A 14,873-nucleotide genomic window follows, 5' to 3' on the forward strand; every position below is an offset into this window, starting at 1 on the left:
TGGCTGGCCGACGGCAGCATCGAATACCTGGGGCGCAACGATTTCCAGGTGAAGATCCGCGGCTTCCGCATCGAGCTGGGCGAGATCGAAGCCGCACTGCTGGCCTGTGCCGGCGTGCGCGAGGCGGTAGTCATCGCCCGTGACGATGCCAATGGCGACAAACGCCTGCTCGCCTATACCCTGGCCGAGGACGGCGCGGAGCCGTCGGCCGCGGAACTGCGCGAACAGCTGTCGCGCCGCCTGGCCGACTACATGCTGCCGGCGGCCTATGTCAGCCTGGCCGCCTGGCCGCTGTCGGCCAACGGCAAGCTGGACCGCAACCGCCTGCCCGATCCTGCCGACGGCGATGTGGAGAAAGAAACCTATGTCGCGCCGGCCGGTGCGACCGAAGAGGCATTGGCCGACATCTGGCAGCAGGTGCTGCAGCGGGCGCAGATCGGCGTTGCCGACAATTTCTTCCGTCTCGGTGGCCACTCCCTGCTCGCCACCCGCGTGACCAGCCTGATTGCCGAACGCCTGCAGCGCACGGTGCCGGTACGTGCCCTGTTCGAATGGCCGACCGTGCGCGAACTGGCGCGGCATCTGGACGCCCAGGCGCCGGCGCCGTACCGCGCCATCGCGGCCTTGCCGCGCGATACGGCGCTGCCGCTGTCGTACGCCCAGCGCCGGCTCTGGTTTGTCGACCAGTTGGAGGGCGGCGGCCGCCAGTACAACATCTGCGCGGCGCTGCGCCTGGACGGCGCGCTCGATGCGGCGGCACTGCAGCGTGCGTTCGACCGCATCCTGGCCCGGCACGAAGTGCTGCGCACGCGCTTTGTCGCGGTCGGCGGCGAAGCGGCGCTGCGGGTCGATCCGGCCACCTCGCTGACTATTGCACAGGTGGATTTGTCAGCGCTTGACTCCGCGGTGCAGGCGCCGCGCCTGACGGCGCTGATCCAGGCCGAAGCGGCCAAGCCCTTCGTGCTGTCTGCCGACTGCCTGCTGCGCTGCAGCCTGGTGCGCCTGGGCACGCACAGTCACGTGGCGATGGTGACCATGCACCACATCGCTTCAGACGGCTGGTCGCTGCGCGTGCTGGTGCAGGAGTTCACGGCGCTGTACGAAGCATTCCGCGCCGGTGCCGACGACCCGCTGCCGCCGCTGGCGGTGCAGTACGCCGACTATGCGCAGTGGCAGCGCGAACAGCTGTCCGGCGCTGCGCTGGAACAGGGGCTGGCCTATTGGCGCCGCCAGCTGGCCGGCATTCCGCTGGCCCACGGCCTGCCGCTGGACCGGCCGCGGCCGCCGCGCCAGCAGTTCGGCGGCGGGCGCGTGGCGCGCTCGCTGGATGCGGCGCAAAGCCGCCGCCTGCGTGCCCTGGCCAGCCGCTACGACGCCAGCCTGTTCATGCTGCTGCAGGCGGCGTTCGCCGTGCTGCTGGGGCGCTGGAGCAACGAGCAGGACATCGTTATCGGCTCGCCGGTGGCCGGGCGCACGCAGCGCGAGCTGGAGCCGCTGATCGGCTTCTTCATCAACAGCCTGGTGCTGCGTACCGACCTGTCGGGTAATCCGGGCTTCGGCCAGCTGCTGCAGCAGGTACGGCAGACGGCGCTGGATGCCTATGCGCAGCAGGCGATTCCGTTCGACCTGCTGGTGGACGAACTCAAGCCCGAGCGCGCACAGAATCATCCGCCGCTGTTCCAGATAAGTTTCAGTTTCCACAATCTTCAGGCGGCCGAACTGCGCCTGGGCGAGCTGGACATCCACGCCGCTGACGCCGGCAGCGGCGGCGAGGTGGCGCGTTACGACATCGAGCTGCATATCGCCGAACAGGGTGACGCGCTGCGCATCCGCTGGCTGTATGCCGACAGCCTGTTCGACGCGGCGACGATGCAGCGCCTGGCCGACAGCTTCGAGGTTCTGCTCGATGCAGTAGCAGCCGACCCCGAGGCGCCGATACAGAGCTTGCCGCTGCTGCCGCCGCAGGATAGGGCACTGCTGGCGCAGTGGAGCGGGCCGCAGCCGGTGGCGATTGCGCCGCTGTGCGCGCACGAGCTGTTCGAAGCGCAGGTACGCAACGCGCCGCAGGCGCTGGCCCTGAGCTGCGACGGCGAGGAGCTGAGCTATGCCGCGCTGAATGCGCAGGCCAACCGCGTGGCGCATTTCCTGCGCGCCCAGGGCGTGCAGACGGACCAGTTGGTCGGGCTTTGCGTGGAGCGTTCCTTCGACATGGTTGTCGGCCTGCTCGGCATTCTCAAGGCGGGTGCCGCCTATCTGCCGCTGGACCCGACCTTGCCGGAAGAACGCCTGGCCGACATGCTCGGCGATGCCGGTATCGATTGGGTACTGACCCAGAGCGCCGTGCTGGAAGCCGTGCCGGTGCTGGGCGAGCGCAGCGTGGTGCCGCTGGACGGTGTCATGGGCGCAGCCCTGCTCGGCAGTCACGGCGAAGACGATCCGCCGCGCCGGGCCGGGCCGGACAATCTGGCCTATGCCATCTACACCTCGGGTTCTACCGGCAAGCCCAAGGGCGTGCTGCTGGAGCATCGCGGCCTGGTCAACCTGGCAGCGAACCAGCAGGCGCTGTTCGCGCTCTCGCCGCAGAGCCGGGTGCTGGCGTTTGCCTCGATCAGCTTCGACGGCGCCAGCTGGGAATGGCTGATGGCCCTGGCCAGCGGCGCCAGCCTGCATATCTGCAGCCAGGACGACCGCTTCTCGGTACAGCGCCTGGCCGCCTTGCTGCAGCGCCAGCGTATTACCCATGCGGCGATTCCGCCGGCCCTGCTGGCGCAGTTGGACGCCAGCGGCGACTACGCCCTGCAGGTGCTGATCGTGGCGGGCGAAGCCTGCGAAGAACGCCTGGCCTGGACCTGGGCGCAGCGCTGCCGCGTATGCAATTCGTACGGTCCCAGCGAGGCGACCGTGGCGGCGACGCATGCCGACATCGTCGCCGGCCAGCGCATCACCCTGGGCCGGGCATTGGCCAATGTCGAACTGCAGGTGGTCAACGAGGCCTTGCAGGCGCAGCCGATCGGCGTGCCGGGCGAGCTTTACCTGGGCGGCGCCGGCCTGGCGCGGGGCTATCTGCACCGGCCAGAACTTGCCGCCGAGCGTTTCGTGGCGCATCCGCAGCGCGCCGGCGAGCGCCTCTACCGCAGCGGCGATCTGGTGCGCTGGCTGGCCGGCGGCGAACTGCAATTCCTCGGCCGCGTCGATGACCAGGTGAAGATCCGCGGCTTTCGCGTCGAGCTGGGCGAGATCGAGGCGCGCCTGCGCACGCACGAGGCGGTGCGCGACACCGTGCTGGCGCTGCGTCAGGACGATGGCACTGCACGCCTGGTCGCCTATGTGATCTGCCCGCCAGAGCTGGAGCTGCCCAACGAAGTGCTGCTGGCCAAGCAATGGCGCGCCCATCTCAAGCAGAGCCTGCCCGACTACATGCTGCCGGCGGCGTTCGTCATCGTGGACAGCTTCGCATTGACCAACAATGGAAAGGTGGACAAGCGGCGCCTGCCTGCGCCGGACTACCGCCTGCAGCAGATGTACGTGGCGCCGCAGGGCGAGGTCGAGACGGCACTGGCCGACATCTGGCGCCAGCTGCTGCGCGTGGAGCAGGTGGGCGTACACGACAATTTCTTCGAAATGGGCGGTGATTCCATCCTGTCCATCCAGGTCGTTTCGCGGGCCAACCAGGCCGGCATCGGCATCACCACCAAGCAGCTGTTCGAGGCGCAGACCGTGGCCGAGCTGGCCCGGCTGGCCTCGAACACTACCGTCGCCGCGGCACCGCAGCAGGCCGTGGAAGGAAGCATGCCGCTGCTGCCCATACAGCACCTGTTCCTGGCCGGCGGCGCCGAGGATCGGCACCACTACAACATGTCGGTGCTGCTGCAGACGCCGGCGGATTTCGACGAGGCTGCACTGCAGGTGCTGGTGCAGGCGATCTACCGCCGCCACGACGCCCTGCGCCTGCGCTTCAGCCAGGACGGCGAGCGCTGGCAGGCCACGCACGCGCCGCTGGATGCCGCCATGCTGGCCGACAGCTGCGTGGTGGAAAACCTGCCGGAACTGGCGCCGGCGCAGCGCAGCGCGCAGATCAGCGCGCGCTGCAACCATTGGCAGGCCAGTTTCGACCTGGCGGCCGGCCCCTTGCTGCGCGCAGTGTTTTTCCCGCCTGCCGCCGGCAGCGGCGGCCGCCTGCTGCTGGTCGTCCACCATATCGTGATGGACGGCGTGTCCTGGCGCGTGCTGCTGGCCGACCTGGAACAGGCCTACGACCAGCACCGCCAGGGCGAGCCGGTTGCCTTGCGCCCCAAGACTGCCTCGCTGCAGCAATGGGCGGCGGCACTGGTGGACTATGCGAACAACGCTACATTGCAGCAGGAGAGAAGCTACTGGCTGGCCCAGGGCGAGGCCGCGCTGCCGCCGCTGCCGCTGGACTATCCGCTGCAGGGGCAGGGCCGCATCGCCAGCACGCGCACGGCCCAGGTCGGCCTGGATGCGGACGAGACGCGAGCCCTGCTGCAGCACTGCCACGGTGCCTATCGCACCCAGATCAACGAACTGCTGCTGGCTGGCGTCTACCTGGGCATGCGCGAATGGACCGGCCAGGCCGGCCTGCGCCTGCGCCTGGACGGCCACGGCCGCGAAGCGCTGTTCGAGCAGCTCGACGTCACCGAGACCGTCGGCTACTTCACCAGCGTCTACCCGCTGACCCTGCGCAGTGCCGGCAGCGACGTGGGCGAGGTGATCAAGGCGGTGAAAGAGCAATACCGCGCCGTGCCGCACCACGGCATCGGCTACGGCGTGCTGCGCTATCTGGGCGCCGATGCAGATCTGCACGCCGCCGCCGGCGCTGATGAAAATGCACTGCTGGAATTCAACTACCTGGGCCAGTTCGACCAGGTCATCAACGCCGCCACGCGCTTCCAGGCGGCGCCGGAAAGCCCGGGCCACAAGATCGGTGCGCAGCGCCGGCGCCAGCATCAGCTGGGCCTGTCGGGCAAGGTGTTCGAAGGCGAGCTGCGCCTGGCACTGGACTACAGCAGCGAGCAGTACGCCGAGGCGAGCATGCAGCGCCTGGCCGGTCTGATCGAAGCTGGCCTGCGCCGCGTGATCGCGCATTGCCAGCAGCCGGGAGCCGGCGCGTATACGCCGTCGGATTTCCCGCTGGCACGGGTGGAGCAGGGCCAGCTGGACGAATGGCATGTGCGCTATCCCGGCCTGTCGCGCCTGTATCCGGCCACGCCGATGCAAGCCGGCCTGCACTTCGAAAGCCAGCGCGATGGCGCGACCTACGTGGTACAGACCTATCCGGTGCTGCGCGGCGAACTGGACGTGGCCGCGTTCCGCCGCGCCTGGCAGCAGGCGGTGCAGCGGCACGACATTCTGCGCACGGCCTTCGTCGGCGAAGGCGAGGGCCTGCACCAGCTGGTATCGGCCCAGGCCGTGCTGCCCTGGCACGAGGAAGACTGGCGCGGCCTGACCGCGGCGGAGCAGGCGCAGCGCTTCGAGGTGTATCGCCTGCAGGACAAGCAGGCCGGTTTCGACTTTGCCCGCGCGCCGCTGCTGCGCCTGGCCCTGTTCCGCCTCGATGCGCAGCGCTACCAGCTGCTGTGGACGCATCACCACATCCTGTCGGATGGCTGGAGCGGTCCGCTGGTCTATCGCGACGTGATTGCGCTGTACCAGGCCGAGGTGGCGCAGCGCGACGCGGGCCTGGCCGCCGCGCCGGTCTACGAGAACTACATCGCCTGGCTGCAGCGGCAGGACCGCCACAGCGCTCGCGCGCACTGGCAGGCATTGCTGGGCAGCATCGAAGCCCCGACGCCGCTCGGCGTCGACCGGCTGCCCAGCGACGGCGAACACGGCGGACGCGAGCAGCGCCTGCTGTTAGGCCAGGCCGAGACCCAGGCGCTGCAGTCCCTGGCCCAGGCGCGCCAGATCACCGTCAACACCGTGCTGCAATGGGCCTGGGCCTATCTGTTGCACTGCTACAGCGGCGAGGCCGACGTGGTGTTCGGCGCGACGATTTCCGGCCGTCCGGCCGAGGTAGCCGGCATCGAGGACATGGTCGGCCTGTTCATCAACACCATTCCGGTCAAGGTCGGTTTTGCCGACGGCCGCAACGTGGCCGAGTCGCTGGCCGCGCTGCAGCAGGATTTCCAGCGCAGCAACGACTACGGCTTCCTGTCGCTGCTGGAGATACAGCGCCAGTCCGGCGTTCCCGGCGGCGTCGCCCTGTTCGACACCCTTCTGGTGTTCGAGAACCTGCCCATCGACGCCAAGGTGGAAGCGGCGCGGCACGACCACGGCATCGGCATCGAACAGAGCGCGACGCGGCGCGACACGCATTACCGGCTGACCCTGATCGCCAATCCGGCCGAGCGCCTGCTGATCAAGTTCGGCTACCGTGCCGAAGATTTTGCCGAAGCGACCGTGGCGCGCCTGATCGCACACCTGGGCGCGATACTGCGCCAGCTGCCGGCCTGGTGCCGGCAGGGCACGGTTGCCGGCAGCCTGCTCGATGCGGGCGAGCGTGAACAATTGTCCTTGTGGAACTCTACGCAAAGACCGTATGCGCGCGATGCCTGCATCCACCAGTTGTTCGAACAGCAGGCCGCGCGCGTGCCCGACCACAGCGCCGTCGTGCTGGACGGGCAGCGCCTGAGCTATGGCGAACTGGAGCTGCGCGCGAATCGCCTGGCGCAGCGGCTGATTGCCGCGGGCGTGCAGCCGGACAGCCTGGTCGGCCTGTGTGCCGAGCGCTCGTTCGACCTGATCGTCGGCATCCTGGCCATTCTCAAGGCCGGTGCTGGCTATCTGCCGCTGGACCCCGCCTATCCGGCGGCGCGCCTGAGCTACCTGCTGAGCGACAGCGGCGTGAGCCTGGTACTGACCCAGTCGGCGCTGCGCGCGCAGCTGCCGCCCAGCGCTGCCGTGCTGCTGACGATCGACACCGCGGACGGCGACGCCACGCCACCGCGTGTCGCGGTAGGCGGCGACAGCCTTGCCTTCGTCATGTACACCTCGGGTTCCACCGGCCAGCCCAAGGGCGTGCGCCTGACTCACCGCACCATGGTCAACCTGATGGGCGGCCTGTTCGAGCGCCATGCCGTGCTGGCCGCGCCGACGCCGGCGCTGCAGTTCGCCGCGATGAATTTCGACATGTCGCTGTACGAGATCTGCAGCGCGCTGTTCACCGGTGCCACCCTGGTGCTGATCGGCGAAGAACAGCGCCTGGATTTCGACAGCCTGGTGGCGGTGCTGCAGCGCGAGCAGGTGGCCCGCCTGTACCTGCCGACGGCGATGCTGCAGCCCTTCGCCCATGCCTTGCTGGCGGCCGGTATCGACTTGCCGGCGCTGCGCCTGGTGCAGGTCGCCGGCGAGCAGCTGACCGTCACGCCGGCGCTGCGCCAATGGGCTGCCCGCAGCGGCTGCCCCGTGCTCAACCTGTACGGGCCGACCGAAAGCCATGTGGTCAGCGAGCATCTGCTCGACGGCGACCCGGCGCAGTGGCCGACCCTGCCGCCGATCGGCAGGCCGGTCGCGAATGTGCAGCTGCATCTGCTCGATGCGCAGCGCCAGCCGGTGCCGATCGGCGTTGCGGCCGAGCTGTACATCGGCGGCGACGGACTGGCCCGCGACTACCTGGGCAAGCCCGAGATGACCGCGGCCAGGTTCATCCAGGCCGATACCGGCGACGGCCGGCTGCAGCGCCTGTATGCCAGCGGCGATCTGGCGCGCTGGCTGCCCGACGGCAGCATCGACTACATCGGCCGCCGCGACGGCCAGGTCAAGCTGCGCGGATTCCGCGTCGAGCCCGGCGAGATCGAGGCGCAGCTGCTGGCGCATGCGCAGGTATCCGAAGCTGCCGTGGTGGCGCTGGGCGAGGGCGGCGACAAGCGCCTGGTCGCCTATGTCGTCGCCGGCGCAGCGCCGGATGCCGCTGCCCTGGTGCAGCAGCTGCGCGAACAGCTGCAGGCGCAGCTGCCGCACTACATGGTGCCGGCGGCTTTCGTTGTGCTGGCGCAGCTGCCGCTGAATGCCAACGGCAAGCTGGACCGGCGCGCCCTGCCGCGGCCGGGCCTGGCTGCCGTCGAGCGCACGCCGCCGCAGACCCCGACCGAATGCTGCCTCGCGGCGATCTGGATGCGACTGCTCAAGCTCGACCAGGTCGGCATCGACGAGCGCTTCTTCGAGCTGGGCGGACATTCACTGCTGGCCACCCAGGTGGTATCGGCCGTGCGCCTGGAACTGGGCTGCACGCTCAGCATCAAGGACGTGTTCGCGCAGCAGACCCTGCGCGAACTTGGCCAGTTCATCGACGCCCTGAATACCCATGCCGCCGCGCAGCCTGCGCCGGATCCGGCGCACAACGACGCAACGCTTGAAGAGATGGAGTGGTAAACGATGACAATCGTGGAATTGTTGCAAACCCTGCGCAGCAGCGGCGTCTCCGTTTCGACCGAGCACGGCAAGCTGAAGACCGTCGCGCCCAAGGGTGCCATCGACGCTGGCCTGGCCACGCTGATCAGAAACCGCAAGGACGAGCTGGTCGCCTTCCTGGAGCGCGCCGGCGAACAGGCCGACGCGGCCGCCCTGCGCGTGCTCAAGGCACCTGCGGCGGCGACCTATCCGCTGTCGTTCGCGCAGCAGCGCCTGTGGTTCATCGACCAACTGCAGGGACATAGCCGGCAATACAACATGCCGACCGCGCTGCGCCTGAGCGGTCGCCTCGACGTGGCGGCGTTGCAGCGCGCGCTGGATGCGCTGGTCGAGCGCCACGAGGCCCTGCGCACCTGTTTCGCCGCCGTCGACGGCACGCCGGTGCAGGTAGTGCAGCCGGCCGCCGGCGTGGCGATCGCGCGGCACGACCTGTCCGGCCTCGATGCCGCCGCGCAGCAGTCGCGCCTGCAGGAAATGGCCAGCGCCGAAGCGGCCAGGCCGTTCGACCTGTCGCGCGACCTGATGCTGCGCTGCAGCCTGATCAACCTGGGCGAGGACGAGCACGCCCTGCTGTTCACCCTGCACCATATCGCGTCGGACGGCTGGTCGCTGGGCGTGCTGGTGCGGGAAATTGGTGCATTGTATACGGCGTTCTGCCAGGGCCAGGCCAACCCGCTGGCACCGCTGGACGTGCAGTACACCGACTATGCGAGCTGGCAGCGCGGGCTGCTGCAGGGCGACGTATTGCAGCGCCAGCTGGGCTTCTGGCGCGAACACCTCGACGGCGCCCCCGGCCTGCTGGAACTTCCCACCGATCGCGCGCGTCCGCCGGTGCAGAGCTATGCCGGCAACTACGTGCCGGTGCGCCTGTCCGCAGACATCAGCAACGGCCTGCGCCGATTGTCGCAGCGCCATGGCACAACCTTGTTCATGACCTTGCTCGCGGGCTGGTCGCTGCTGCTGTCGCGCCTGAGCGGCCAGGACGATGTCGTCGTCGGCACGCCGGTGGCGAACCGCCAGCGCGCCGAGATCGAGCCGCTGATCGGCTTCTTCGCCAACACCCTGGCGATGCGTGTGCAGCTGCAGGACAACCCGAGCGTGGCCGGGCTGCTGGCCCAGGTGCGGCAGACCGCGCTGCAGGCCTATGCCTACCAGGATCTGCCGTTCGAGCAGGTGGTCGAGGCGCTGCAGCCGGCGCGCAGCCTGAGCCACAGCCCGGTGTTCCAGGTCATGCTGGCGATGAACAACACGCCCGGCGGCGGCGACTCTGGCCTGCCCGGCCTGCGGCTTGCGCCGCTGCGCGTACCGCATGCGTCTACCCATTTCGACCTGGTGCTGTCGCTGAACGAGGCCGAGGAAGAAATCCGCGGCGGCCTGGAATACGCCAGCGATATTTTCGATCACGCCACGCTGGAACGCTGGGTCGGCCACCTGGCCGTGCTGCTGCAGGCCATGGCCGCGGACGAGCAGTGTGCAGTACAGGATCTGCCGCTGCTGGATGCGGCTGCGCGGGCGCGCGTCGTGGACGAATTCAACGCCACTGCAACGGACTATGCGCGCGACAGCCTGGTGCACGAATTGGTCGAGGCGCAGGTGCCGCGCAGTCCGCAGGCAGTTGCCGTTGTATACGACGATCAATCCTTGACCTATGCAGAATTGAACGAGCGCGCCAACCGGCTCGCCCATTACCTGCGCGGGCAGGGTGCCGGGCCGGACGCCCGTGTCGTGATCTGCATGGAGCGCAGCCTGGAGATGGCGGTCGCGGTACTCGGCACGCTGAAGGCCGGCGCGGCCTACGTGCCGCTGGACCCGGCCTACCCGGCCGAGCGGCGCGCCTACATGCTGCAGGATTCGGCACCCATGCTGGTGCTGACGCAGACCGCGCTGCTGGGCGAGTTCGGCGATTCGCCGCTACCCCTGCTGGCCCTGGACGTGGAAACCTTCGCCGCACAGCCGGCCAGCGATCCGCCGCGCGTGCAGGGTTCGGACGCGGCCAACCTGGCCTATGTCATCTACACCTCCGGCTCGACCGGCCGGCCCAAGGGCGTCTGCCTGCCGCACCGCGCCCTGGTCAACCTGATGCAGTGGCACCTGCAGGAACTGGCGCCGACGGCGCGCTGCCTGCAGTTCGCTTCGCTCAGCTTCGATGCCAGCTTCCATGAACTGTTCGCCGCCTGGCTTTGCGGCGGTGCCGTCATCGTGCCGCCGGAAGAAGTGCGCCGCGACAGCGTGGCGCTCGCGCAATTCCTGCAGCAGCAGCGCATCGACAAGGCGATCCTGCCGGTGGTGATGCTGCAGCACCTGGCCGAGCAGCATTGCGAAGCACCGCAGCCGCTGGCTGCACTGCGCGAAGTGATGGCCACCGGCGAGCAGCTCAAGCTGACGCCGGCGATCCGCCGCCTGTTCGAGCAGCTGCCCCAGGCGCGCCTGCACAATCACTACGGTCCGTCGGAAACCCATGTGGTCACGGCAGAGATTCTCGCCGGTGCGCCGGCCGACTGGCCGACCTTTCCCAGCATCGGCCGGCCGATCGCCAACAGCCAGATCTACGTCCTCGACCGGCAGCGCCGGCCAGTACCCATCGGCGTGTTCGGCGAGGTCTTTATCGGCGGCGACAACCTGGCGCGCAGCTATCTGAACCGGCCCGAGCTTACCCAGGAGCGCTTCGTCAGCGAGACGCTGGGCGGCGCAGCGCCGCAGCGCCTGTACAAGACCGGTGACGTCGGCCGCTGGGGCAACGACGGCCACATCGAATACGTAGGCCGCAACGATCACCAGGTGAAGATCCGCGGCTTCCGTGTCGAGCCGGGCGAAATCGAGACCGCGCTGACGGCGCATGCCCAGGTGCGCGAAGCCGTGGTGGTAGCCCGCGACGACAGTTTCGGCGGCAAGCGCCTGGTCGCCTACCTCACCCATCCCGACGGCGTCACGGCCGATGTGGAAGCGTTGCGCGAATACCTGCGCGGCGCCTTGCCCGAATACATGGTGCCGGCGCAGTTCGTCTCGCTGGACGCGCTGCCGCTCAGCGCCAACCGCAAGATCGACCGCAGCGCCTTGCCCGAGCCCGAGGCGTCGGCGGCGCTGCAGGTTGCGCCGCAGACTGCGACCGAGCTGTGCCTGGCGCAGATCTGGCAGCGCATCCTCAAGCAGGAAAGCATCGGCCGGCACGCGAATTTCTTCGAGCTGGGCGGCCATTCGCTGCTGGCGACACGCGTTGTGAGCGAGATCGCCAAGGCCTTCGGCAAGCCGCTGGCGGTGCGCGCCCTGTTCGAACATCCCAGCCTGGCCGGCCTGGCCGCGCATATCGACAGCCAGCGGCATACCGGCTATGCGGCGATTGCGCCGCGCCCGCGCGACGGCGCGCTGCCGCTGTCCTTCGCCCAGCAGCGCTTGTGGATATTGGATAAGGTGGACAAGGCGGCAAGTGCGCTGTACCGCATCCCGGCCGCGCTGCGCCTGAGCGGGCAGCTGGACCGGGCGGCGCTGCAGGCCACGCTGGACCGCATCGTCGCGCGCCACGAAAGCCTGCGCACCGGCTTCGTCGAGATCGACGGCATGGCGCGGCAGCAGATTGCGCCGGCCACGGCGGGTTTTGTCCTGCTCGATCACGATCTGCGCGACCTCGACGCCGCGGCCCAGGCCGACGCCGTAGCGCAGCTGAGCGCCAGCGAAAGCCAGGCCGATTTCGACCTCGCGCGCGGGCCGCTGGTGCGCGGCCGCCTGCTGCAGCTGGCCGACAGCGAGCATGTGCTGCTGGTGACCCAGCACCATATCGTGTCCGACGGCTGGTCCATCGGCGTGCTGGTGAAGGAAGTCAGCGCACTGTATACGGCGTTCTGCCAGGGCCAGCCCGATCCCTTGCCGCCGCTGGCGATCCAGTACGCCGATTTCGCCGCCTGGCAGCGCGAACGCCTGCACGGTGCGCTGCTGCAGGGCCATCTGGACTATTGGCGCAGCCAGCTGGCCGGCCTGCCCGCGGTACACAACCTGCCGCTGGACAAGCCGCGCCCGGCGCAGCAGCGGTTCGCGGGCGGCCGCGCCCAGCTCGACCTGGACGCGGCTACCCTGGCCGGCCTGCACGCGCTGGCGCGGCGTCACGATGCCAGCCTGTTCATGCTGCTGCAGGCGGCGTTCGCGCTGCTGGTGGCGCGCTGGAGCGGCGAGACCGACATCGTCATGGGCACGCCCATCGCCGGCCGCCTGCATCCGGACGTGGAGCCGCTGATCGGCTTCTTCGTCAACACACTGGTGCTGCGCAGCGATCTTTCCGCCAATCCCACCTTCGAGCAGCTGCTGGCCCAGGCCAGGGCTACGGCGCTGGCGGCCTACGAACACCAGGAAATTCCGTTCGAGATGCTGGTGGACGAGCTGAAGCCCGTACGCAGCCTCAGCCATGCACCGCTGTTCCAGCTGCTGTTCTCGATGCAGAACAACGAGCAGGCGGTGCTGGACCTGCCGGGCCTGAGCCTGGCGCCGGCCGCCAGCCGCAGCGAGCAGTCCAAGTTCGATCTGCAGCTGTCGGCGCTGGAAACCGGCCACGGCCTGCGCCTGTCGTGGACTTATGCACAAAGTCTGTTCGAGCCGGCCAGCATCGCCCGGCTGAGTGCTGCGTTCGGCCGCCTGCTGCAGGCGGTCGTCGCCACGCCGCAGCTGCCGGTGATGCAGCTGCCCCTGCTCGATGCAACCGACCGTGCGCGCCTGGCGCAGTGGAACGAGACCGCGGCCGATTTCGACGACGCCTGCTTCCATCATCTGTTCGAGCAGCAGGCACGGCGTACGCCGGATGCCATTGCGATCCGCCATGGCGACGAAAGCCTCAGTTATGCGCAGCTGAACCGGCGTGCCAACCAGTTGGCGCAGCAGTTGCGTCAACGCGGCGTCGGCCCGGATACAACGGTTGCCTTGTGCCTGGAGCGTTCGCTGCAGCTGGGGCCGGCCATCCTCGGCGTCATGAAAGCCGGTGGCGCCTATCTGCCGCTGGACGCGGCCTCGCCCGACGAGCATCTGGGCTACATCCTGCAGGACAGCGGCGCCGTCCTGGCGATCAGCCACGGTACTCTGGCGCAACGCCTGGCCAGGCTGGGAGCAAGCGTGCTCGCGCTGGACGCGGCAGACAGCGGCAGTGGCTTGGACGAGGCACCGCTGGTGCCCGGCCTGAGCACGGCCAACCTGGCCTATTCGATCTATACCTCGGGCTCCAGCGGCCGGCCCAAGGGCGTGCTGGTGGAACACCGTTCGCTGGCCAACCTCGCCGCCAACCTGAGTGCCGGCGGCATCGCCGACGGCCTGATCCGCGGCTGCTGGGCACTGGCTGCTTCCACTGCCTTCGATGGTTCGATCAAGGCCCTGGTGCAATGGGCCAGCGGCGGCGAAGTGCTGGTGGTACCGGAAAGCACCAAGCTCGATGCGCAGGCCCTGCGCGCCCTGTTGCGCGAGTATCGCGTCGACATCATGGACTGCACGCCGTCGCTGCTGGAATCGTGGCTGGCGGCCGGCCTGGGCGACTGCCTGCCGAACCTGGTGATCGGCGGCGAGGCGATCAATCCGGACCTGTGGGCGCGCCTGGTGGAATGGCAGGCGGCCAGCGGCCGGCAGGCGATCAATGTATACGGCCCCAGCGAATGCTGCGTCGATACGACCTGGGCCCGCGTCAGCGGCAGCCAGCCGGTGATCGGGCGCAATCTGGCCAATGTGGTCTGCCACGTCGTGTCGGAAAGTGGAGAAATAGTGCCGGTCGGCGTGCCGGGCGAGCTGTATGTCGGCGGTGCCGGCGTGGCCCGCGGCTATCGCAACCAGCCCGAACTCACCGCGGCCCGATTCGTGGCTGACCCGTTCGGCGGCAGCGGCCGCCTGTACCGCAGCGGCGACCGCGTGCGCCGGCGCGAGGACGGCGCGCTGGAGTTCCTCGGCCGCCTGGACGACCAGGTCAAGCTGCGCGGCTTCCGCATCGAACTGGGCGAGCCGGAAGCCGTGCTGCGCCGCTGCGACGGCGTGCGCGAAGCGCTGGTGCTGGTGCGTGGCACCGGCAGCGAGGCGCGGCTGGTCGCTTATGTCGTCGCCGATGCGCAGCCCGCGCTGGTCGATGCGCTGAAGGCGCAGCTGGCCGCGCAGCTGCCGGTGTATATGCACCCGGCTGCCTACGTGGTGCTGGAGCGTCTGCCGTTGACCGTCAACGGCAAAGTGGACAAAGCAGCATTGCCGCTGCCCGAGCTGCAGGCCGCCCAGGCCTATGTGGCGCCGGGCGGCGAAACCGAAGCCCGCCTCGCCGCGATCTGGCAGCAGGTGCTGCGGCGCGAACGCGTCGGCATCCACGACAATTTCTTCGAGATCGGCGGCGATTCCATCCTGGCCATCCAGGTGACCTCGCGCGCCAACCAGGCCGGCATCGGCATCACCACGCGCCAGCTGTTCGAAGCGCAGACGATTGCGGCGCTGGCCCAGTGCGT

The 14,873-nt window shown here is 69.0% G+C and carries 2 protein-coding genes; both read left to right on the top strand.

Features of this window, described 5'->3' with window-relative positions; genetic code table 11:
• Nucleotides 1-18: 18 nt before the first annotated feature.
• Nucleotides 19-8,388: a non-ribosomal peptide synthetase gene (locus DFR29_RS28395; protein ID WP_279571543.1), complete on the top strand. Its 8,370-nt coding sequence runs from the start codon at nt 19-21 to the stop codon at nt 8,386-8,388.
• Between the two features lie 3 nt (nt 8,389-8,391).
• Nucleotides 8,392-14,873: non-ribosomal peptide synthetase (locus tag DFR29_RS28400; protein ID WP_166654419.1), on the top strand; the 6,482-nt coding region annotated here is incomplete at its 3' end.

The sequence above is a fragment of the Tahibacter aquaticus genome, assembly GCF_004363655.1.
Classification (GTDB): domain Bacteria; phylum Pseudomonadota; class Gammaproteobacteria; order Xanthomonadales; family Rhodanobacteraceae; genus Tahibacter; species Tahibacter aquaticus.